We start from the raw sequence: 22,933 nt of genomic DNA on the forward strand, positions 1-22,933 counted from the left end.
GCTGGCACCGAAGTTGTTATGCCCCCGGGGATGGACCGGTCGCGCGAAATTCCACTATATTATGACGTATACGTACTATACCTCAACGGAACCCAGCACCATGTCGGTCAAATCCCTGCGCAACTTCATCGGCGGCCGCTTCGAAGACGGCATCCGCACCTTCGACAAACTCAACCCCGCCAACGGCGAACTGGTGGCGCGCGTGCACGAAGCCAGCCGCGACCAGGTGAACGCCGCGGTGGCGGCGGCCCGCCAGGCCTTGCCGGCCTGGGCGGCGCTGCCGGTCAACCAGCGCACGGACTACCTGTACGCGCTGGCCGACGGCATCGAACGCCGCTTCGACGATTTCCTGGCGGCGGAGATCGGCGACACCGGCAAGCCCGTGGGCTGGGCCAGCCAGATCGACATCCCGCGCGGCGCGGCCAACTTCCGCGCCTTCGCCGAGATCGCCCGCACGCTGGACATGGAAAGCTTCATGACCGATACGCCGGACGGCCGGCAGGCGCTGAACTACGCCTACCGCAAGCCGCTGGGCGTGGTGGGCGTCATCTCGCCGTGGAACCTGCCGCTGCTGCTGTTCACCTGGAAGGTCGCGCCCGCGCTGGCCTTCGGCAACACCGTGGTGGCCAAGCCTTCCGAGGTCACGCCTTCCACCGCCACCCTGCTGGCCGAAGTGGCGGCCGAGGTCGGCCTGCCCGCCGGCGTGTTCAACGTGGTCCACGGCTTCGGCCCGAATTCGGCCGGCGAATTCATCACTACCCACCCTGACATCGACGGCATCACCTTCACCGGCGAATCGGCCACCGGCAGCACCATCATGAAGGCGGTCGCGCCGGGCGTGAAGCCGGTATCGTTCGAACTGGGCGGCAAGAACGCCGCGCTGGTGTTCGAGGACGCCGACTTCGACGCGGCCGTCGCCGGCGTGGCCCGCTCGGTCTTCGCCAACTGCGGCCAGGTCTGCCTGTGCACCGAGCGCGTCTACGTCCAGCGGCCGATCTACGACCGCTTCGTCGCCGCCCTGAAGCTCGAAGCCGAGAAACTGGTGCTGGGCCGCCCCATGGACAGCGCCACCACCATGGGCCCGCTGGTGTCGCACGAGCACCGCGAGAAGGTGCTGTCCTACCTGCGCCTGGCGGTCGAGGAAGGCGCCACCGTGGTCACCGGCGGCGGCGTGCCGACCTTCGGCGACGAGCGCGACCAGGGCGCCTACATCCAGCCGACCATCTGGACCGGCCTGCCCGAGACCGCCCGCTGCATCAAGGAAGAGGTGTTCGGCCCGGTCTGCCACATCGCCCCCTTCGATACCGAGGAAGAAGCCATCCGGCTGGCCAACGACACCCACTACGGGCTGGCGGCGGCCGTCTGGACCACCAACCTGACCCGCGGCCATCGCGTGGCCCAGGCCATGCAGGTGGGCCTGGCGTGGGTGAACTGCTGGTTCCTGCGCGACCTGCGCACGCCCTTCGGCGGCAGCGGCCTGTCGGGCATAGGGCGTGAAGGCGGCCGCCACTCGCTGCATTTCTATACCGAGCCGACCAACGTCTGCGTGAAGCTGTAGGCGCGCGAATGGGCGATAATCGCAGGGGAATGTCCCCTGCGGCCGCCATGTCCAACTTCCGTCTGACTCCCAACGCGCTGGGGCACAAGCTCAAGCTGCACCAACTCCAGATCTTCGAGCGGGTGCTCGAGCGCCGGTCGCTGTCGCGCGCGGCCAATGAACTGAACCTGACGCAGCCCAGCGTCACCAAGGCCATCTACGAGCTGGAGAAGTTCGTGGGCGCGCCGCTGTTCGAGCGGTCCAACCGCGGCGTGGTCCCGACCGAGCTGGCGCATCTCCTGGGCCGGCGGGTCAAGACGCTGATGGCCGAGCTGCGCTACATGACGGACGAACTCAATGCCGCGCTGACGGGGGAAAGCGGGCACGTCATCGTCGGCACCCTGATCGCCGCGTCGGCCAAGCTGCTGCCCGAGGCGATCTCGATGCTGATGCAGGAGCACCCGGGGATCCGCGTCACGGTCTCCGAAGGCCCCTCGTCGCAGCTCTTCCCCGCGCTGGCCACGGGCGACCTCGACATCGTGGTGGGACGCCTGCCCGAGCGCGACATCGCGCTCGGCTATGCCTATCCGCTCACCCACCACACGCTGTACGAGGAAAAGCTGCATGCCGTCGTCGGCGCCCACCACCCGCTGGCGCGCGCGGCGCACCTGGAACTGGGCCAGTTGATGGAGCAGCCCTGGATCCTGCCTTCGGCCGAATCGCCGCTGCGCACCGCGGTGGAACAGACTTTCCACCGTACCGGGCTGGGCATTCCGCCCCGCCACATCGAATCCCTGTCGCTGCTGACCAACCTGGGCATCCTGCTGCGCGGCGAGGCCATCGCCCTCATGCCGCAGGACGCCGCCGCGCAATTCCTGGACCACGGACTGCTCAAGCGCCTGCCGCTGGCCGAATTCGGCCTGTTCGGGCGCGTGGGCTATTCGGTACGGGCGAACCGGCAACTCACTCCCGCCAGCCAGCACCTGATCGAATACCTGCATCGCATCTGCGACGCCCGGCGCGCCGGCGCCTCCTGATCCTTCCTCCGGGCGCAAGGCCCGAACGCGCCATAGCCAATGTGCATACCCCGGGCGCCAACTTCTATTTCTCGCCCGGCGCATGGGTCACATAGACTGCAATTAGCCTACGATAGGCCACGACCGCCTCCTTCCGGCGCGGGAAGCCGCCCCGCGGGCGCAGACCTACCGACCCAACGAGAGCACCATGTACAAATACGGTCTTCCGCTCAATTTCCAGAAATGGATCGACGACAACGCCCATCTGCTCAAGCCGCCGGTCGGCAACCAGCAGATCTGGCAGGACTCCGATTTCATCGTCACGGTGGTCGGCGGCCCCAACCACCGTACCGACTACCATGACGATCCGCTGGAAGAGTTCTTCTACCAGATCCGCGGCAACGCCTACCTGAAGCTCTGGGTGGAAGGCAAGGAAGAACGCGTGGACCTGAAGGAAGGCGACATCTTCCTCTTGCCTCCGCACATGCGCCACTCGCCCCAGCGTCCCGAGACCGGCAGCGCCTGTCTCGTCATCGAACGCCAGCGTCCCGAAGGCCTGGTGGACGGCTTCGAGTGGTACTGCCTGCATTGCGGACACCTGGTGCACCGCGTCGAAGTCCAGCTCAAGAGCATCGTGACCGACCTGCCGCCGCTGTTCGAGGCCTTCTACGCCAGCGAGGACAAGCGCCGCTGCCCCTCGTGCGGCACGGTGCATCCCGGCAAGCACGTTCCGGGCACCGCATGACGGCACGGTTCGACTTCGGCGGGGTCGAACTCACCCGCATCGTCGAGGCCGAGGGCCCGCTGCTGCGCCCCGCGGAAATCTTCCCGGACTCGACCCCCGAAGCCATCCAGGCCAACCTGGACTGGCTGGTCCCGCGGTTCTACGACCCGGCCTCCGACCGGCTGGTCATCTCCATCCAGTCCTTCCTGCTGAAAAGCCGCGGCCGCCTGATCCTGGTGGACACCTGCGTGGGCGACTGCAAGGCGCGGGTACGCCCCGACTTTGACCGGCAGCACTGGGGCTGGCTGGATCGCCTGCAAGCGACCGGCGTGCGCCCCGAGGACATCGACATCGTCGTCTCCACCCACCTGCACGTCGACCACGTCGGCTGGCACACGCGGCTGGTCGGCGGCGCATGGGTGCCCACCTTCCCCAACGCGCGCTATCTCTTCACCCACGAGGAATGGGCCTATTGGAAGGAGCACGAGGGCCACCCGGAGCTCGTGCGCACCGGCGACTACGTGGGCGACTCGGTCCTGCCCGTGTTCGAAGCCGGCCTGGCCGACCTGGTCGACATGGACCACCGCATCGACGAAGCCATCCGCCTCGTTCCCGCGCCCGGGCACACGCCCGGCCACGTGGCCGTCGAGATCCAGGGCGAGCACCAGCGCGTCCTGCTGACCGGCGATGCCTTCCACCACCCGCTGCAGTGCTGCTACCCCCAGTGGAGCACGCGCTTCTGCGCCGACCCCGACCATGCCCGCCGCACCCGGCAATCGCTGCTGGAAGCCTGCGCCCGCGACGGCACGCTGGTCCTGCCAGCCCACTTCCCCGCCCCCACCGCCGGCCACATCCGCCGCGCGGCACCGGAAGACGAACACGAATTTCGTTTCGAATTCCAAAAATTACTTTAAACTTAAAACGTAAGTCCAAGGAACCGCCCATGACTTTGCAGCGCCCGGTCCCGGCCCTGGTGGCCAGCCTTTGCCTCGCGTTCGGCGTCACCGCCGCCGCGCACGCCGACATCAAGATCGGCTTCCTGGCCACGATGTCCGGACCCGGCGGCACGCTGGGCCAGGACCAGTACGACGGTTTCATGCTGGGCGTGGAAGCCGCCGGCGGCAAACTGGGCGGGCAGGCAGTCAAGATCATCCAGGAAGACGACCAGCTCAAGCCCGAGGTGGGCCGCCAGGCCGCCAAGAAGCTGATCGAGCGCGACCGCGTGCAGCTCATCACCGGCCTGAGCTTCTCGAACGTGCTGATGGCGGTCTATCGCGACGTCATCAACAGCGGCACCTTCCTGCTGGTGAACAACGCCGGCCCCAGCCAGATCGCCGGTTCGATGTGCTCGCCGCTGTATTTCTCCACGTCCTGGCAAAACGACCAGCAGCACGAGGCCATGGGCAAGTACGCCCAGCAGAAAGGCTACAAGCGCGTCGCCCTGATGGCGCCGAACTACCAGGCCGGCCGCGAGGCGCTGACGGGCTTCAAGCGCTACTTCAAGGGCGAAGTCCTGAGCGAGACCTACACCCAGGTCAACCAGCCCGACTACTCGGTGGAAATCACCCAGCTGCGCACCGCCAGCCCCGACGCCGTGTTCATCTTCTATCCCGGCGGCATGGGCGTGAATTTCGTCAAGCAATACCACCAGGCCGGCCTGCTGGGCAAGGTACCGCTGCTGTCGGGTTCCACGGTGGACGGCACGACCCTGCCGGCGCTGCAGGACCTGGCGCTGGGCGTGATGTCGGGCGGGCCATGGTCGCCCGACCTGCCCAATGCGGCCAACCGCAGCTTCGTCGAGCAGTTCCGCAAGAAATACGGGCGCATCCCCTCGCACTACGCGGCCTATGGCTACGACTCCGCGCAGGCCCTGAATGCCGCGCTCAAGGCCACCGGCGGCCGCCTGGACGACAAGAAAGCCTTCGAACAGGCAATGGTCAAGGCGAATTTCCCCTCAGTGCGGGGCAACTTCAAATTTAACAATAATCACTTCCCCGTATCGAACTACTACGCATTCGAAGTGGTGCGCGACCCCGCGGGCGGCGTGACGCTGGCCACGCGGGAAACCGTGTTCCCGGACCACCAGGACCCCTACCATGGGGAATGCAAGCTGAAATAACCGTCCGGCACCGGCGTCGCGCCGCCGACCGCAGTATCCCGGGGGCCGGGCATCCGGCCTCATCCACCCCGCAGGCAAGCCAGGAGTCCGCATGAAAACCGCCAAACTGATAGCCATCGCATCGATACTGCAAGCGGCCTTCGCCGCCCCCTCCTTCGCCGCCGTCAAGATCGGCTTCGTCTCCACGCTGTCCGGTCCGGGTTCGGTGCTGGGGCAGGACCAGTACGACGGCTTCATGCTGGCCGTGGAACAGGGCCAGGGCAAGCTGGGCGGGGTCGACGTCCAGGTCCTGAAGGAAGACGACCAGATGAAGCCCGAGGTCGGCCTGCAGGTCGTGCGCCAGTTGCTCGAGCGCGAGAAGGTCCCCCTCATCACCGGCCTGATCTACTCGAACGTCATGATGGCGGTCCACCGTCCCATCACCAGCGCGGAGGTCTTCCTGGTCGGCTCGAACGCCGGCCCCACCCCGATCACGGGCAAGGGCTGCTCGCCCTACTTCTTCTCCACCTCGTGGAACAACGACCAGTTGCACGAGGCCGGCGGCGAGCTCGCCAACAAGATGGGCATCAAGAAGATCCAGTTGCTGGCCGCCAACTACCAGGCCGGCAAGGACGCCATGGAAGGGTTCAAGCGAACCTTCAAGGGCCAGGTGGTGGGCGAGACCTTCACCCAGGTCAACCAGCCCGACTACTCGGTCGAGATCTCCGCCCTGGCCTCCAGCAAGCCCGAGGCCATCTACACCTTCTATCCGGGCAGCATGGGCGTGAACTTCGTCAAGCAGTACCGGCAGGCCGGCATGTTCGACAAGGTCCGCATGCTATCGACCTCGACCATCGACGGCTCCACCCTGCCCGCCCTGCAGGACGCCGCGCTGGGCGCGGTCACGGCCGCTCCGTATTCGCCCGACCTCGACAATCCGGCCAACAAGAAATTCGCCGAGGCCTTCCGCAAGAAGTACAACCGCGAACCCTCGATGTATGCGGCGCAATCCTACGACGCCGCCAGCCTGATCGCCTCGGCCCTGGCCAAGACCAAGGGCAACGTGTCCGACAAGGCCGCGTTCCGCGCGGCGCTGCGGGAAGCCAAGTTCGATTCCGTGCGCGGCTCCTTCGCGTTCAACACCAACCAGTTCCCGATCGCGCCGTTCTACCGGGTCGACGTGGCCAAGGACGCCAACGGCAAGCCGGCGTTCGTGACCAAGGGGGTGATCTACGAGCACAGCAAGGACTCGTATGCGGGCGAATGCCAGATGAAGTGACGTGTGAATGGGGGCCTCAGGGGCCCCATTCATGAGCATGTCCGCGTGCCGGCAATGCGAATGGCCGATTGAGCTATCATGCGCGGGCAAGCTTCGACTTCCGGCACCGTGCAGACTTCCTCCATTCCTCGGGAAAACACCGCGTTATTGACATCTCTGGCCATCGGCGATTCGCTGCTGCTGATGATCGTCGCCCAGAACCTGAGGCGGCACGGGATTGCGGTCACGGTCTTCGGGCCACATATCCACCGGCTACGCGCCTGGTTTCCCGGTTTCGATATTCGCGAAGAGTTGCCTGGTGATGCAGCGGAATGCCCGGCGGAATTCCGGACCGTCATCCAATTGCACGAACCGGGCACGGATGCGCCGCAGCGGCGCATCGTGGCGCTGGAAAATCTACGCAGGCTGAAGGTACCGGCCTCCCTGGCCCAAAGGCTGGCCAACTTCAGCCGTGATTCGTTGGGCCTGGCCCAGGCTGACAAATACAACGGCCTTGTCCCGCCTCCCGGACTCGTCTACCGCAAGCATGCCTCCCGTGTCGCCATCCATCCCATGGCCAGCACTCCCGACAAGCGCTGGCTGGCGTCCCGCTTCGTCGCTCTGGCCGTTCGGCTCAAGCGCCGGGGCCTGGACCCGCAATTCATCGTAGGCCCCTCCGAGCGGCCGCAGTGGGAGCACGTCCAGGAACTGGGTATAGGCCTGCCCCGGCTTGGCGCGCTGGAGAATGTCACCGCCTGGCTGTTCGAGTCGGGATGGTTCATCGGCAACGATTCCGGCATCGGCCACCTGGCCTCGAATCTGCATGTTCCTGCGTTGTCGCTGTTCATGCGCCGGGGAAGCGCCCGGACATGGCGCCCCGACTGGGGCCCCGGTCGCATTCTGATCGGCAGCGACGGCATTCCCATGGGCAAGCTCAAAGAAAAGCTCTGGAAATACGCGCTGACGTCAGGACGAGTGGAGCGTGCCTTCAACCAGTTGCAGTCGCAGGTTTCCGCGAAACAGACCGATCTCCCCTGGGACAAGGCCCAAGAAAACACGGCCCGGCCCAGCGGAAACGCGACTCGCGCCATCATGCCCCCAGCCAGGTTCCTGCCTGCTCCGGCCGACGATACGGAATCCTGATTCAGGCCGTCTCACTGAACTGCATCTTGTAGAGCGCGGCGTACAGCCCGCCGGCCGCCAGCAGATCCGAGTGCCCGCCTTGTTCCACGATACGGCCCTTGTCCAGCACGACAATGCGATCGGCATTCTGCACAGTCGACAACCGGTGGGCGATGACCAGGGTGGTGCGGCCTTTCATGAGCCGTTCCAGCGAAGCCTGCACCTGCCGCTCGGATTCGTTGTCCAGGGCCGAGGTGGCCTCGTCCAGGATCAGGATGGGCGCATCCTTGATCAGCGCGCGGGCAATGGCCAAGCGCTGCCGCTGTCCGCCCGATAGCCTGGCGGCGTTCTCCCCTACCCTGCTATGCATGCCTTGCGGCAGGGAATCGACGAACTCCAACAGATTCGCATCGGCCAGGGCCTGCCGAATGACCTGCTCGGAGGGTTCGCTGCGGGCGCCGTAGCTGACATTCGCAGCGATGGTCTCGTCGAACAGCACCACGTCCTGGCTGACCAGCGAAATCGCGTCGCGCAAGCTGGTCAATGTCAGCTCCTCGATCGGCACCCCGTCCACCCGTATCAAGCCCGAAGATGGCAGCGCAAAGCGCGGCAGCATCGATACCAAGGTCGTCTTGCCGCTCCCTGACCGGCCGATGAATGCCACTGTCTGCCCCGGCTCCACCTTGAACGAAATATCGGCCAAGGTATCCCGGGCAGCCTCGGGAAACCTATGCGACACGTTCTCGAACTCAATGCGGCCGCGCACCGGCTGGGCCAAGGTGCGCGTACCGGCATCCGGCTCGGGCATCTCGTCCACCAGGGCGAATACACTCTCGGCCGCCACCAGCATGCGTTGCATGGGGCTGGCGACATTGGCCAGTCGCTTGAGCGGATCCAGTATCTGCAGCATGGCCGTCACGAAAGCGGCGAAACCTCCTACCGTGATCTGGTTGGCACCCGATTGCCCCAGCGCGGTCGCTACCACGATGGCCAAGGCAACCGCGGAAATGGCTTGAGTGATGGGCGCCGACGCCGCCGTGGCCACGGCATTGCGCATGGCAAAACGGCGCAACCGGCCATTGACCTGGAGGAACCGGGCCTCTTCGTGCTCGTAGCCGCTGAACAACTTGATCACCCTCTGCCCATCAATGGCTTCGCTGACAATGCGGGTCAACTCGCCATTCATGGCGATGGTCTCGCGGTTGATCCTGCGGATGCGGCGGGAGATGGCCCGCATGATGAAGGTGGACAAGGGAAAAGCCACCAGCGCGATCAGCGTGAGCTGCCAGGACAGATACAACAGCACGCAAACCAGCGACACCACGATCAGCGTCTCGCGCACCAGCACGGTGATGACTTCGGTGGCCAACTGCATCACGCCCGCTGCATCCACCACGAAGCGGTTGAGCAACAACGACGACCCCATGCGCTTGAAATAGGTATCGGGCAGGCGCAACAGGCGATCGAACATTTCCCCGCGCAGGTCCGCCAGCACATGGTTGGCCGACCACGCCAGGAGGTAGTCACTCAGGAAGTTCAATACACCGCGGACCAGGAAAATACCGACGATGGCCAGCGGGATCTTCCAGACATAGTCCGGATTCTGACCATTGAAACCGCCGTCCAGCAGCGGCTTCATCAGCATCGCCAGGACAGGCTGCGATGCCGCCACCCCTGTCAGGAACAACATGCCGAGCGCGAGCGCTTTCCAATACTTCAGGACCCGCGTATAGACGCGGCGCCACAAATCGGCTTTGACGGGATGGGAGTTCACGAGGGAGTTTTCCGGAGCCAGACCGAATGCCGCTTCGACCTTCCCGCGGCGGCAGGCCCGCTTACAATACGAAGCTTCACATTGTACGCGCAGGCGGCCATCCGCCGGACTGCCCGCCCCTGCCTCTTGATGCCACGCGCCGACTCCATCTACGTACGCCTGCCTAACTGGGTTGGCGATGCCTGCATGTGCCTGCCCGCCCTCGAGTTGCTGCGGCGGGAAGGCCACCCGCTGGTGCTTTGCGGACGCGCCTGGGCCCAGGACCTGTTCTCCGGCCTGACGGGCCATGATGGATTCATCGCGCTGGGCCGCTCGTTCGGCGAAATCAGGCAGACGCTGCGCCGCTCGCTGGCCGGTCACGGCTCGGTGCGTGGCCTGATATTCCCCAATTCACTGTCCAGCGCCGCACTGTTTCGCCTGGCCGGCATCCGATCCGCAGGCTATCGCGGCGATGGCCGGTCGCTGCTGCTGAGCTGGGCATTGCCCAAGCCGCATGGCCTGCACGAGGTGGAGGTGTTCTACCGGCTGGCCTACGAGACGCTACGGCGCTGGCACCCCGGTCCGGCCAGCCGGCCTCCGGAACCCGGCAAGCGCCTCGCGCTGCCCCTGACGGCGGCCCACCACGAACACGCCACGCAAACATTGGCGCAGGCAGGCATCACGGGCCCCTTCGTCCTGCTGGCGCCCATCGCCGCCGGGCTGCACCACGGCCGGCCCAAGGCATGGCCGGGGTTCGGCGCCTTGGCCGAGGCGCTCGGGCAACGCGGATGGACTTGCGCGATCTGTCCGCCCCCGCACGAGGTGGCCGTCTCGCGCGCGGCCGTCCCGTCCGCCACGGTACTGCCGCCGCTGTCCCTGGGTGCCTTTGCCGCCCTGACCACGCACGCCGCCGCGGTGGTATGCAACGACTCGGGTACGTCGCATGTTGCCGCCGCCGCGGGCGCCCGCCAAGTCACCCTATTCGGCGTCACTCGCCGGGAGCGCACCGGCCCATGGTCGCCCGATGCAGTCTGCCTGGGCGCCGAGGGGCAATGGCCGGCCGTGCCCGAAGTCGTCGCCGCCGTCGAACGGCTGGCCCAAGGGGACACCGCATGAGCCGCAGGACTGCCGCGAAGACACCGCGGATCCTGGTCGTCGCCCTGCGCTACCTGGGCGACGTGCTGCTGACCACCCCCCTGCCCCATGCGCTGCGCCAGCACTATCCTGGCTGCGAGGTCGACATGCTGGTGTTCAAGGGCACCGAAAGCATGTTGCAGAACAACCCGGACATCCGCCGGGTCTACACCATCCCCGAACGCCCGGCACGCGAGGAAATCCTTGCGCTCGCCCGCCAGCTCTGGCGCCGTTACGACCTCGCCGTGGTGCCGCAACCCGGCGACAAACCCCACCTGTTCGGTTTCGTGGCGGCACCTCGGCGGATTGGACTGGTCTCGACCGAACGCAGCCATTCCTGGTGGAAAAGGCTGTTGCTGCGACACGCTCTGTCGGTCGACGGGATCACCCATCGCGTTCGCGAAAACGAACGGGTAGTGCAGATGCTGGGCGTGCCGTCCGCCCGCACCGTCATCCCCCCGACGGGCCAGATAGCTCCTGAGGCGTGGGCGGAAAAACTCTCGCCGTACCTGCACGGCACCGCTCCTTTCGATCCACGCCAGCCTTTCGCGGTGATCCATCCCTCGCCACGCTGGCGCTACAAGCGATGGCATACGGCAGGTTGGGCCAGCCTCATGGGCGAATTGCGGCAGCAAGGCTTACGCCTACTGTTGAGCGGCGGTCCGGGCGAAGCGGAAAGCCGGTACCTGGACGAGATCCTGGCCGCGCTGGACGCCCCGACCCGCGCGGCCGTCATCCGCATCCAGGGCTGCCTGGGCCTGGGCGAACTGGCCGATCTCCTGCATCTGGCCCGGCTGTACGTGGGACCGGACACCGCCACGACCCATCTGGCCGCCGCCTGTGGCACTCCTACCCTGGCACTGTTCGGCCCAACCGAGCCCCGCCAATGGGGCCCCAGCCCGCCCGACGGGCTGGAGCCGCCCTGGGACCAGCGCGCATCCAGCCAAGTACGCGGCAACGTCGTCCTGCTGCAGGAACCCTTCCGCGCATGCGTGCCGTGCCAGCAGGAAGGCTGTGAGCGGCACCGCGAAAGCCACTCCGAATGCCTGGACCGCATGGCTCCGGAACGCGTATGCCAGGAAGCGGTCGCCATACTGCGCCGGCAACCCGGCGGCGGGGATGCTGTCCCTGCCCCACCAGCGGAAACCCAGCCATGAAACTCGCTATCGCCTGCCACCGTTTCGGCTACGGCGGCGGCATGGAACGCTACACCATGGACCTGGTGCGTGGGCTGCATCGGCTGGGAGTGCGTCCCCTGGTCTTCGCCCGCGAATTCGACACGGCCATTCCCGAACATGCCTACGTGGAACCGGTACGGATCAACGTCCGGGCCCTGCCCTCGAAACTGCGCGATCACTATTTTTCGGCGCGGGTCCGCGCGCTCAAGGACAGCCACGGGGTGGACGTCCTGATCGGATGCAGCCGCACCGCCGCGTCCGACATCGCCATTTGCGGCGGCACGCACCAGGGATTCCTCGCCCATGCCCAACGCTCGCCCAAATGGTCGGATCGCTGGCAGATCCGGCTCGAATCGCGCCACTACGCCCATGCCCGCAAGGTGGTCGCGCACTCCGGCTTCATGGCTCGAGAACTGGAACGGTATTACGACCTCCCCGCCGGCAAACTCCATGTCGCCTATCCGCCGGTCGACGCTACCCGATTCGTACCCGTGACACCCGAGCGCCGCCTCGAATTGCGGCGGGCGCTGGGCATCTCCGACGGGCAAGTCGCGTTCCTGTTCCCCTCCACCGGCCATGGCCGCAAGGGATACGAGCAACTCGCCTCGTTCTTCCAGGACACGGCGCTGCCGGTGTGCCTGCTCGTCGCCGGCCGGCCGGTCGACGCGCAGTCGCCCCGGATCCGCTACATCGGCTACCGGCAGGACATCGAGGACTGCTATCGCGCCGCCGATTTTACGATTCTGGCCTCGCGCTACGAACCCTTCGGCCTGGTCGGTCCGGAGTCCGTGCTATGCGGCACTCCGGCCGTGCTGCCGCGCGACACCGGCTGCGCCGAGGTGCTGTCGCGCGAGGCATGCGTCACGTTCGACCTGGATAGCCCGGCGTCGCTGGCTGACGCCATCGCCGGCTGCGTGGCACGGGTCCACGAGGGTCGCGCACGGCTATCGTCGCCGTCCGCCCACCTGTCCTATGCCACTGACGTCCTGGCCCATGCGCGCATCGTTCTCGACCTGGCCACCGCTCAGGCCGGCGGCTGAGATGGCGGACGCTGCCGTGCGACCCGCAGGAAGGGCCGCACCAGGATCTGATGCAGGAAACGCTGATACAAATAGCGCTTGAGGTAATAGCCGATGCTGCGCCGGGATTTCTCGGCAGTGTCCAGGTCGACCCGCCCGCCCTCCAGGTACGAGGTCTGCGCGAGTTCGGTCAACCCTATGCAGCTGGGCACGACGGCCCGGACCCGAACGATGCCCCGGCGCTCGAATCCCGCCCAGAAATCGGCTGCGCTCCAGACCGGCTGCAAGGCCGCCAGCATGCGCTCGGCGGCTCCACGCGTCACGATGTAACCATGGGCAAGCCACCAATGTCCGTATCGCCTTACCAGATGCCTCTGGCCGTCCAGCGACTGGCGGCCCCAGCGCGTGTACTTGTCGACATGGGACAACAGCACCACCGTCGGGCTCGCCGGGTCCAGTACGCGCTCTAACTCCCGCAGGACTCGCGGCACGTCGACGCCCGGCGCGGCATCGTCCTCCAGCACCAGAGCCCGGTCGGCGCCTTCGTCCAGCATCCGCCGATAGACGGCCAGATGGCTCAGGGCGCAACCGAGCTCGCCACGCGACAGCGGCCGGTAATCGCGTGTAGCGGTAACCTCATCGTACAGGGCGGAGACAGCCTGCGCGTCAAGTTGCGCTCCATCCACGGCCTGGCAAAGCACGTAGGACAGCCCCAAACGATCCAACTGCGTCCCGATTTTCCGTCGACGCTCGGCGGCACGCTCGAGATTGATGACGTATATCGGCATCATGAGTGAACGGCCTCCTGGCTCATCGCGCCTCTCGGGGCCGGCTCCCGGCAAACGATGAATGCCACCAGCCACGCCATGATCAGAACGTAGAAGGCATTGGTGATCGAAATACTGAACATGGCCTCGGTCAGCCCGAAAATGAAGAAACTCACAGCCGTGGTCAGTCCCATTGCCGCCGCACACGCAACACGAGGGTCCGCACGGCGCAACCTCCTGCCGAAGAAAACCGCGGGAGCCAGATAAAGCGTCAGTACCGCGATGAGACCGGGAACGCCGTAGGCGGCCATCGCATACAGAATATCGTTATGGGAATGGGCAAGCTCTGCGGCTTCTCGTGTGATCAGCCCCGCCTTGGCCTGTTCCCTGAGCGCATCTCTGAAATGCTCCCTTCCCACCCCGGTCCAGGGATGTTCTGCAAAAAGTCTCAGCGATGCGTGCCACACCTGGATGCGACCACCGCTCGAACTATCCAGCGTGTTCTTGCCGCCCGCCAGTGCCGCCACGCTTTCGGCCACCCGCTCCCGCACCATGTCGCTGGTACCCGCAATCGATACGCCGACGACCACCAGCGCGCTCAGCGCCATTACCCGCAGCTTGCGGGAACCATGACGATATGAGGCACATACGACACAGACCAGCACCGGGACGGCCAGCCAGCTACCGCGGGTCTGCCCCGAATACGCGACATACATGCCGGCCAACATCGCCAGCAGCTTCACCCCATGGATCGCATACTGCCGAGGCTCGTCCCATCCGATGGAGATGGCCGCCAGCGCCCCCATCAACAAAGCCAGGTTGGAAAAAGGGATGATGTTGTAGATTCCCACGTGGTCCGGTCGCATCTCGAGGGTGGCGAAATGAATCCACACCGCGGCATAGCAAGCCGCCGCGGCACACCCCCAGGCCATCCACTCCAGTCGTTTCGCCCCCAGCCTGGTCAGGCCCCAGGCCAGCACGAACAGCAGGACGAAGCGTGTGAACAGGTAAGGAATGTTGATCGGCTGCCCGGCCACTGCCTGCTGGATGGCCACCGCCAGCGGCCACAGCAGAAATGCCAGGCTCAGGCCACCGGCGCTGCGCCAGTAAGTGCCCCAGCGCTCCCGGTCGCGTCCGGGCATGAGCAGGCATCCAAGCCCCCAACAAGCCAGCACGGTGAACAGCGCGTTGGAAACCGACATCTTCGGCAGCAGGAACACCGGGAACAGCGCCAGCAATACCGCGAGCAGCCCCTGCAGACCCGCGAACCCCATCGCCGAACGAACAGCCCTCGACAGACCAACCACGCCGCTAGTACTCCAGCCCGACGTCGGCCGGCTGCCCCGTCAGCTTGCCCAGTTGCTGGATCAGCACGTCGGGCACCCGTACCCGCCAGTCCTCGCTCAGGCGCACCACGCACTTGGCATCGCCGCGGTTGTAGACGATCTCGACCGGCGTACCCGGGAAGCCGTTCTCGGGGTCGGCGCGATGCGGGTTGAGGACTTCACGCAGGGAGTCCGCGTGCGCGTTGCCGTTCAGGCGGATGGACAGCGCGCGGGCCTTGGCCTCGCGCGCCATCTGCAGGTCGAACAGTTCGTCGGCCACGATACGCATGCCGCCGGAGTACTCGTCGTTGCTGACCTTGCCGGAGACGATCAGCAACTGGTCTTCGCGCAGCCGGCTGCGGTGCCGCTCGTACAGCTCGTTGAACACCGAGATCTCGACCTGCGCCGTGCCATCGTCAAGCACGGCGAACACCATCTTCCCGCGCCGTGTCATCTGCGTGCGCACGGCCGACAGGATGCCCGCCATCCATTGCAGGTCGCGGCTGGGCTGCAGGTTGGACAGTGGGGTGCGCACGAACCGGCGGACTTCGGTGCGATAGGCGTCGAACAGGTGGCCGCTGAAGTAGAAACCCAGCGCGGTCTTTTCCTGGCCGAGGCGCTCGCGCTCGTCCCAGGGCTCGACATCGGCCAGCTCGCCCGCCAGGTCGGCGTGGTCGTCGCCGCCGAACAGCGACACCTGGCTGGCCGCGCGGGCGGCCTGTTCCGCGGCGTCCATCGCCGTGCCCAGGGTCGCCAGGACCGCGGCGCGGTTGGGCGACAGCGTGTCGAATGCGCCGGCCTTGATCAGGGCCTCGATGGCGCGGCGGTTCACCACGTGGCGATCGATGCGCCGGCAGAAATCGAACAGGTCGGTGAACGGCCCCTTCTCGGCCCGCGCGCGCAGGATTTCCTCGACCGCGCTCTGCCCGGTGCCCTTGACCGCCCCCAGCCCGTAGCGGATGGTGCGCGGCGGCTGCCCGCGCGCCGAATATTCGTCCAGCACCGGCTCGAAGCGGTAATTGGACAGGTTGATGTCGGGCGGCAGCACCTTGACCTTGTTGGCCACGGTATCGGCCCAGAAGATCTGTACCTTGTCGGTGTCGTCCATGTCGGACGACATGGTCGCGGCCATGAACTCGGCCGGATGGTGGGCCTTGAGCCAGGCGGTCTGGTAGGCGATGAGCGCGTACGCGGCGGTGTGCGACTTGTTGAAGCCGTATTCCGCGAACTTCTCCATCAGGTTGAACAGCGTGACCGCGATGTCCGGGTCGTAGCCCTTCTTCTCCGCGCCGGACTGGAAGATCTCGCGGTGCTTGGCCATTTCCTCGGGCTTTTTCTTGCCCATGGCCCGCCGCAGCATGTCGGCGCCGCCCAGCGTGTAGCCGCCGATGATCTGGGAGATCAGCATCACCTGTTCCTGGTAGACGATGACCCCGTACGTGCTCTTGAGGACCGGCTCCAGGTCGGGATGGAAGTATTCGGCCTTGGCGCGGCCGTGCTTGCGGTTGACGAAGTCGTCCACCATGCCCGAGCCCAGCGGGCCGGGGCGATAGAGCGCCAGCACGGCGATGATGTCTTCGAAGTTGCTGGGGCGCAGCTTCTTGAGCAGTTCCTTCATGCCGCGCGATTCCAGCTGGAACACGGCGGTGGTGTTGCCGTCGCTCAGCAGCTTGTAGGAATCGAGATCGTCCAGCGGCAGCGCCATGACGTCGAAATCGCGCATGCCCTCGTTGAACTCGCGCACGTAGCGCACGGCCCAGTCGAGAATGGTCAGGTTGCGCAGCCCCAGGAAGTCGAACTTCACCAGGCCCACGGCCTCGACGTCGTCCTTGTCGAACTGGGACACCGCGATGTGGCTTTGCCCGGGCTGGCAGTACAGCGGGCAGAAATCGGTGAGCTTGCCCGGCGCGATCAGCACGCCTCCCGCATGCATGCCGATGTTCCGGGTCAGGCCCTCGAGCGGCTTGGCCAGGTCGATCAGCGCCCGGGCCTCCTCGTCGTTGTCATAGCGTTCCTTGAACGCGGGTTCTTCCTTGAGCGCGCGTTCGAGGTCCCACGGGTCGGCCGGCGAATGCGGGATGATCTTCGAGAGCCCGTCGCAGAACAGGTAAGGCAGGTCCAGCACGCGCCCGGCGTCGCGGATCACCGCCTTGGCGCCCAGGGTACCGAAGGTGGCGATCTGGCTCACGGCGTCGCGCCCGTATTTCTGCTTGACGTATTCGATGACCTTGTCGCGGTTGTCCTGGCAGAAGTCGATATCGAAGTCGGGCATCGATACCCGTTCCGGGTTCAGGAAGCGCTCGAACAGCAAGTCGTAGCGGATCGGATCGATGTCGGTGATGCCCAGGCTGAACGCCACCAGCGAACCGGCGCCCGAACCCCGCCCCGGCCCCACGGGCACGCCGTTGTTCTTGCCCCAGTTGATGAAGTCCTGCACGATGAGGAAGTAACCAGGAAAGCCCATGTCGATGATGGTCTGGCATTCCTTGTCGAGCCGCTGGCTGTATTCCTCCCAGTGCGCCTGGCGTTCCTTCTCGTCCGGAAAGAGCTGCGCCATGCGCCGCTCCAGGCCCTCCCTGGACAGCTGCACCAGGTATTCGGCCAGCGTCACCCCTTCGGGCGTGGGGAAGTTGGGCAGCTTGGGATTGCCCAGCTCCAGCGTCAGGTTGCAGCGGGTGGCGATGGCCACGGTGTTGGCCAGCGCGGACGGCACGTCGGCAAAGCGCTCGGCCATTTCGTCGGAGGACAACAGATACTGTTCCTCCGTGTAGACGCGCTGGCGCCGGGGATTGGCCAGGATCTCGCCCTCGGCGATGCAGACGCGGGCCTCGTGCGCGCGGAAGTCGCCGCGCTCCAGGAACTGCACGGGATGCGTGGCGACCACCGGCGCTCCGCATTCGGCCGCCAGCCGCATCGCGGCCTGGACATAGGTTTCGTCGCCTTCGCGCCCGGCGCGCTGCAGCTCGATGTAGTAGCCGTCCGGGAACACCTTCATCCAGTGGCGCGCGAACGCCAGCGCCGCCTCCTGGTTGCCGGTCTCCAGCGCCTGTCCCACGTCGCCCTGGCGGCCGCCGGACAGGGCGATCAGCCCCGCTCCGTAGGTTTCCAGCCATTCGGGCCGGATCTCGCCGCGTCCGCGATGCTGGTTGGTCAGGAAAGCCTGGGTCAGCAGTTCGCACAGATTGAGGTACCCTCCCCGGTCGCGCACCAGCAGCAGCATCCGGTAGGGTTTGTCGCGGTCGGCGTCGTTGGAAACCCAGACGTCGCAGCCGGCAATGGCCTTGATGCCCTTGCCCCGCGCCGCCTTGTAGAACTTGATCAGGCCGAACAGGTTGGACAAGTCGGTCAGGGCGACCGCCGGCTGCTCCAGGGCGGCCACGCGCTTGACCAGGTCGGGAATGCGGACGATGCCGTCCGACACCGAGAACTCGGAGTGGACGCGCAGGTGGACGAAGGGAGGAGTAGGCGACTGTAACATGCCGGCATTTTAGCCTCCTGCGGGCCGACGGAAAGACCTATCGGCCATCCGGACGAATCCCCTCTCCGGGCCGGCCGTCAGCGCGCCGGGGAAGACCTCCGCAGGGACTGCATCAGCTTGTCCAGCAGGCCATCCAGCATGTCCAGCTCCTCCTGGCTGAAATCGCCGAACATGACCTCCTGCTCGTGGGCCGCGCCGATCCGGTCGGCGCGCTCGCGCACCTTGCGCCCCTTGGCCGTCAGCGTCAGCTCGAACGCGCGGGCGTCGCGCGGACTGATGGCCCGTTCGACCAGCCCCAGTTCGATCAGCCGGGCCACGACCTTGGAAAGCACGGTTTTCTCGATGAAGGTGGCCGCCTGCAACGCCGACACGCTGATGCCGGGCGCGTCGCCGATCTGCCTCAGGACGCGCAGGTCGCGCACGACCAGCCCCAGGTCCTTGCGATAGAGCTCGTTGACCTGCCGCACCGCCTCGCTCTTGATGAGGTCGAGCTTATACGTGAAATAGGTCTCTAGCTTCTTGGTCACGGCGGTCTCGGGCCTTGGAGAAGGATCGGCGCATTGTATGCCTCTCGCCCCGGGCGGGGTAAATACTGAGTGCAAAATTCAATAGTTGAAATAGCATCCTATTTTTTGGCAGCAACCGATACAGGATCGCAATGAATATCGAGGTGCCCGACACCCACGCCCACGACATGACCACGTGGCGACGCATGCTTCACCGCAACCCGGAACTCGGCTTCGAGGAACACGAAACGGCCGCCTTCGTCGCCGCCCGGCTGCGCGAGTGGGGCATCGACACCCACACCGGCATCGGCGGCACCGGCGTGGTCGGCGTCATCCATGGCTCGCTGGGCCCCGGGCGCAACGTCGGCCTGCGCGCCGACATGGATGCGCTGCCCATGCAGGAGCAGACAGGCCTGCCCTACCAGTCGGTCAAGCCCAACCTGTTCCATGGCTGCGGCCACGATGGGCATACGGCCATCCTGCTCGGCGTCGCGCGGCACTTCGCCGCCCGGCGCGACTTCCGCGGCACGCTGCACCTGATCTTCCAGCCGGCCGAGGAAACCTTGCGAGGCGGCTCCTCGATGATCCAGGACGGGCTCTTCGAGCGCTTTCCGTGCGACGAGGTCTACGGCCTGCACAACCATCCCCCGCTCGAACCCGGCCGCGTGGGCGTGCGCAACGGCGCCATCCTGTCGGCGTGCGACCTGTTCCGCATCCGCATACATGGCGTCGGCGGCCACGCGGCCAGCCCGCACCGCACCGTGGATCCCGTGGTGGTGGGCAGCGCGCTGGTGCAGTCCCTGCAAACCATCGTGAGCCGGTCGGTGGATCCGCTCCAGACCGCGGTGGTCAGCGTTTGCCAGTTCCACGCCGGGACCGCCATCAACGTCATCGCCGGCGAGGCCGTGCTCGAAGGCACGGTGCGCACGCTGGACCACGGCGTCCAGGCCGAGATCCTCAAGCGCCTGAAAGAGATCTGCGCCGGCGCCGAACAAACCCACCGCTGCCGCATCGAGTTCGAGCACCTGCAGACCTCGCCCGCGACCATCAACAGCCCGGAACAGGCCCAGGTCGTGCGGGACGCGGCGCTGGCCGTGGTGGGCCTGGCCGGACTGGAGCCCGACATCGCGCCGCTCATGGCGTCGGAAGACTTCGCCTACATGCTGCAGGAAAAACCCGGGTGCTACTTCTTCCTCGGCAATGGCGGCCACATGTGCCATCACCCCAAGTTCGACTTCAACGACGACGTGCTGCCCGTCGGCATGTCGGTCATGGTCGAGATCGCCCGCCGACGCCTGCAGGCCTGACCCCTTACCCGCCAATCGCCAGGACCCGCCATGTTCAATACCCGCCGTCTCGCCGCCCCGCTGCTGGGGCTCGCCATGCTGGCCGCCGCGCCGGCCCAGGCCCAGACCTATCCGGCCAGGCCCATCCACCTGATCGTCAACGGCGCGCCGGGCAGCCTGCCCGACCTCTTCGCCCGCCCCATCGCCGAGAAAATGCGGCAATCCCTGGGCCAGGCCGTGGTGGTCGAGAACAAGCCCGGCGCCGGCGGCCTGGTGGCAATGACGCAATTGAAGAACGCCCCGGCCGACGGCTACACGCTGGCCATCGTCACCAATGCCCACGCGGTCTGGAACCAGTACCTGTTCAAGAACCTGCCCTACGATCCCAGCAAGGACCTGCAGGCCGTCAGCCCGGTCGCGACGATCCCGATGGTGATGGCCGCCAGCCCGGCGCTCCAGGCCAACTCGCTGAAAGCCCTGGTGGCGCTGGCCAAGGAAAAGCCCGGCACGCTGAACTATGCGTCGTCGAGCAACGGCTCGCCCCCGCACGTGCTGTTCGAGATGTTCAAGCTGCAAACCGGCGCCGACATCGTCCACGTGCCGTTCAAGTCAGGCCCCGACGCGCTGAACTCCACCATCGCCGACCGTACCCAGCTCTACCTCGCGGGCTCGGCGCTGATCGAGGCGCAGATCAAGGACGGCCGCCTGAAAGGCCTGGCCGTCAACACGCGCGAGCGCCTGGCCAACCTGCCCAACGTGCCCACCTTCGCCGAGCAGAACCTGCCCGGCTACGAAGACTCCGTCTGGCTCGGCATCGTCACCCGCACCGGCACGCCGGCCGCCGTGGTGAACAAGCTCAACGCCGAAATCGCCAAGGCCGTGCAGGCCGAAGACATGAAAAAGCTCTACGCTTCGCACGGCTCGGAGGTCTACCTGTCCAGCGCCGAACGATTCGCCGCCCGGATCCAGGCCGACCACGAACTGTGGGGACCGGTGATCCGGAAGGCGAATATTTCGCTGGATTGATTGCTCGGCGCGCACCCGCGCCCGCGCTACAGCGGCAGGTGGGTGAAAGCATCGAGCACCCGGGTGTCCAGAACCGCGCGGTGCGTCCGGTAGCGCCAGGCGCCGTCGGCAGCGCGCGCCAGCATGTCTTCGTAGCGCCCGACGACATACAGGCTGGTCTCGCCTTCCGGCGTGGTCCGGTAAACCGCGAACGGCGACTCGACCCGGGCGCGTCCGTCCTCGATCTCCACGACGCCTGCGCCTACGACGCGCCGGCGCCGGGCCGGATCCCTGACGTGCTGCGGCACTTCGGCCAGAATCTTGCCCAAGCCCGCCGCGTCCGAACGCCACCACGACTGCGGAAGACGCAGCTCCGGCGAATAAGACGCTATTTCATAAACGCCGTCGGCTTCGAACAGCGCGAGCCAACCATCCAGGTCTTCCTGGTCCAGCAGACGCGCCGTACGCTGGACCAGGGCCTGCGCCTCCAGTTTGTCCGTCATCGTTGTCGGCCATTCCATCATGCGGCCCCTTGCAGTTGCTCGAACGGCGCGGCCGCCCTGCGGCCCATGCGCCGCCCCCATTCGACGTAATAGGCGCGCAGGTTGGCATCGTCGGTAGGATTCAAGTCCTCTTCGCGGGCCAGGATGCTATAGCGCACGGAGTCCGTCCGCATCGTGCGGTATTGGGACTCGACTGCCAACAGATCCTCCGGCAGATTGCGTCCCGCGGGCCCCCAGAACATATTGTGGTGCTTCAGGCGCAGGGAACGCATTTCATCGCTGTCGCCCTTCACGCCCAAGCCCCGCCATTCCACCAAGGTGCGGCCGGCATCGAGCGGGATCATCCGATCCAGGCGGACGACGTTCGAGCGGATATTGATCATGAGATCGGGAAACAGGTTCAACACCCGCATTTCCTGGTCGCGCAAACCTGGCAAGGTGCCGTCCCGGGTCACATCCTGGTAGCCGCCGCGCTCGTAAGCCACGGTGGCTTCGCCGTCTGACCAGTATCCGCTATGGGCGTTCGGGAACAGGCGCAGCTTCATGGGGCTAGTCTTGCCCAGCACCCAAGGCTGGGTGGCCCGATTGATGGCGTGCAGCATGCTGTGATAGCGCTCGCTATTGTTGTCCTGCCACAGCTTCCAGTTCGTATGGATGACCGCCTTGTGAAAATGGAACACTTCCATCGGCGCGCTGCCCAGCGGCTCGAGAATGGGCCGGATGCTTTCTCCGAGAAAGGCTTCGAGCGGCTCGCATTCGGGATCGAGGCACATGAACACCAAGCCCGCCACGCTTTCCGTACGCACGGGGACCAGACCCAACTCGGATTTATCCAGGCCGGCGCGCTCGTAGCCTTCGGCCTTGGCGACGGCGCGCAGCCTGCCTTCCAGGCTGTAGGTCCAGTGATGGTAGAAACAGGTGAAGGAACGGGCATTGCCCGATTCGGTCCGCACCACTTCCGCCGCGCGATGGCGGCAAACGTTATAGAAACCCCGAATCTTCCCGTCCGTGCCGCGCACGACCAGCACAGGCTTGCCCGCCAGGCTGGTACGGCGAAAATCGCCCGGCTGGGCGACCTCGCTTTCGTGACAGACGAATTGCCACACTTTCGAAAAAATGCGTTCCTGCTCTTCTTGAAAAATCGTCTCGTCAGTAAAGATCCGGTTGTCCAGATAATGGGTATCCGGCAGCGCCGGAGGGTGATGTCCTTGATGCATTCGATGC

Annotated in this window: 19 protein-coding genes; 12 read left to right on the plus strand and 7 right to left on the minus strand. The window is 65.9% G+C overall.

The features are described 5' to 3' along the window. Window positions 1-100 precede the first annotated feature (100 nt). The 7 genes from CDO44_RS20940 (at window position 101) to CDO44_RS20970 (ending at window position 7,776) form a co-directional block, all read left to right on the plus strand. Entirely contained in the window at window positions 101-1,558 is a 1,458-nt protein-coding gene (locus tag CDO44_RS20940) for a 2-hydroxymuconic semialdehyde dehydrogenase (RefSeq protein WP_087782228.1), read from the plus strand. A 47-nt stretch (window positions 1,559-1,605) separates the two neighbouring features. Next, entirely contained in the window at window positions 1,606-2,574 is a 969-nt protein-coding gene (locus CDO44_RS20945; RefSeq protein ID WP_087782229.1) for a LysR substrate-binding domain-containing protein, read from the plus strand. A gap of 187 nt (window positions 2,575-2,761) precedes the next feature. Next, window positions 2,762-3,298 carry a 3-hydroxyanthranilate 3,4-dioxygenase gene (locus CDO44_RS20950; protein WP_087782230.1) on the plus strand — a complete coding sequence of 179 codons (537 nt, stop codon included), beginning with the start codon at window positions 2,762-2,764 and terminating at the stop codon, window positions 3,296-3,298. Then, window positions 3,295-4,191 (plus strand): MBL fold metallo-hydrolase, encoded by an 897-nt coding sequence (locus tag CDO44_RS20955; protein ID WP_087782231.1) that lies wholly within the window; start codon window positions 3,295-3,297, stop codon window positions 4,189-4,191. Before CDO44_RS20950 ends, CDO44_RS20955 begins: the two co-directional genes overlap by 4 nt. A gap of 29 nt (window positions 4,192-4,220) precedes the next feature. Further along, window positions 4,221-5,396, plus strand: coding sequence for an ABC transporter substrate-binding protein (locus CDO44_RS20960; protein ID WP_087782232.1), 1,176 nt, complete (start codon window positions 4,221-4,223; stop codon window positions 5,394-5,396). A 91-nt stretch (window positions 5,397-5,487) separates the two neighbouring features. After that, window positions 5,488-6,654, plus strand: coding sequence for an ABC transporter substrate-binding protein (locus CDO44_RS20965; protein WP_087782233.1), 1,167 nt, complete (start codon window positions 5,488-5,490; stop codon window positions 6,652-6,654). 78 nt (window positions 6,655-6,732) lie between these two features. Next, a complete protein-coding gene (locus CDO44_RS20970; RefSeq protein ID WP_087782234.1) occupies window positions 6,733-7,776 on the plus strand; it encodes a glycosyltransferase family 9 protein in 1,044 nt (347 codons plus the stop codon). A gap of 1 nt (window position 7,777) precedes the next feature. On the opposite strand, the gene msbA is transcribed toward CDO44_RS20970, so the two are convergent. Then, window positions 7,778-9,529: a lipid A export permease/ATP-binding protein MsbA gene (gene msbA / locus CDO44_RS20975; RefSeq protein WP_255407810.1), complete on the minus strand. Its 1,752-nt coding sequence runs from the start codon at window positions 9,527-9,529 to the stop codon at window positions 7,778-7,780. 129 nt (window positions 9,530-9,658) lie between these two features. Between msbA and CDO44_RS20980 the strand changes: the two genes are divergently transcribed. From CDO44_RS20980 to CDO44_RS20990, 3 genes are read left to right on the plus strand one after another with little or no spacing between them, the layout of a single operon-like run. Continuing rightward, a complete protein-coding gene (locus CDO44_RS20980) occupies window positions 9,659-10,624 on the plus strand; it encodes a glycosyltransferase family 9 protein (RefSeq protein WP_087782326.1) in 966 nt (321 codons plus the stop codon). Next, a complete protein-coding gene (locus CDO44_RS20985) occupies window positions 10,621-11,799 on the plus strand; it encodes a glycosyltransferase family 9 protein (RefSeq protein ID WP_158213369.1) in 1,179 nt (392 codons plus the stop codon). Before CDO44_RS20980 ends, CDO44_RS20985 begins: the two co-directional genes overlap by 4 nt. After that, window positions 11,796-12,860, plus strand: a complete 1,065-nt coding sequence (locus tag CDO44_RS20990) for a glycosyltransferase family 4 protein (RefSeq protein WP_087782236.1) — start codon at window positions 11,796-11,798, stop codon at window positions 12,858-12,860. The genes CDO44_RS20985 and CDO44_RS20990 overlap by 4 nt, the downstream gene beginning before the upstream one ends. Here the strand turns inward: CDO44_RS20990 and CDO44_RS20995 are convergent. The 4 genes from CDO44_RS20995 to CDO44_RS21010 form a co-directional block, all read right to left on the minus strand. Then, the gene (locus CDO44_RS20995) at window positions 12,845-13,630 is read right to left on the minus strand and encodes a glycosyltransferase family 25 protein (RefSeq protein WP_087782237.1); all 786 of its coding nucleotides are present in this window, start codon (window positions 13,628-13,630) and stop codon (window positions 12,845-12,847) included. The genes CDO44_RS20990 and CDO44_RS20995 overlap by 16 nt on opposite strands. Next, the gene (locus tag CDO44_RS21000; protein WP_144389564.1) at window positions 13,627-14,913 is read right to left on the minus strand and encodes an O-antigen ligase; all 1,287 of its coding nucleotides are present in this window, start codon (window positions 14,911-14,913) and stop codon (window positions 13,627-13,629) included. Before CDO44_RS21000 ends, CDO44_RS20995 begins: the two co-directional genes overlap by 4 nt. A gap of 4 nt (window positions 14,914-14,917) precedes the next feature. Beyond that, entirely contained in the window at window positions 14,918-18,409 is a 3,492-nt protein-coding gene (dnaE, locus tag CDO44_RS21005) for a DNA polymerase III subunit alpha (protein ID WP_087782239.1), read from the minus strand. Window positions 18,410-18,486: 77 nt separating this feature from the next. After that, window positions 18,487-18,936, minus strand: coding sequence for a MarR family winged helix-turn-helix transcriptional regulator (locus CDO44_RS21010; RefSeq protein WP_158213370.1), 450 nt, complete (start codon window positions 18,934-18,936; stop codon window positions 18,487-18,489). Window positions 18,937-19,067: 131 nt separating this feature from the next. On the opposite strand from CDO44_RS21010, the gene CDO44_RS21015 reads away from it, so the two are divergent. Both CDO44_RS21015 and CDO44_RS21020 read left to right on the plus strand, forming a co-directional pair. Beyond that, window positions 19,068-20,222: a M20 aminoacylase family protein gene (locus tag CDO44_RS21015; protein ID WP_233146295.1), complete on the plus strand. Its 1,155-nt coding sequence runs from the start codon at window positions 19,068-19,070 to the stop codon at window positions 20,220-20,222. Between the two features lie 30 nt (window positions 20,223-20,252). After that, complete coding sequence (locus CDO44_RS21020; RefSeq protein WP_233146296.1) at window positions 20,253-21,227, plus strand: tripartite tricarboxylate transporter substrate binding protein; 975 nt, start codon at window positions 20,253-20,255, stop codon at window positions 21,225-21,227. Between the two features lie 26 nt (window positions 21,228-21,253). On the opposite strand, the gene CDO44_RS21025 is transcribed toward CDO44_RS21020, so the two are convergent. Further along, on the minus strand, window positions 21,254-21,709 hold the full coding sequence (locus CDO44_RS21025; RefSeq protein WP_158213371.1) for a nuclear transport factor 2 family protein: 456 nt from the start codon (window positions 21,707-21,709) through the stop codon (window positions 21,254-21,256). A gap of 17 nt (window positions 21,710-21,726) precedes the next feature. After that, the gene (locus tag CDO44_RS21030; protein ID WP_087782242.1) at window positions 21,727-22,926 is read right to left on the minus strand and encodes an aromatic ring-hydroxylating dioxygenase subunit alpha; all 1,200 of its coding nucleotides are present in this window, start codon (window positions 22,924-22,926) and stop codon (window positions 21,727-21,729) included. Between the last annotated feature and the right edge of the window lie 7 nt (window positions 22,927-22,933).

This window comes from Pigmentiphaga sp. NML080357 (assembly GCF_002188465.1).
In the GTDB taxonomy this organism is placed as follows: Bacteria; Pseudomonadota; Gammaproteobacteria; order Burkholderiales; family Burkholderiaceae_B; genus Pigmentiphaga.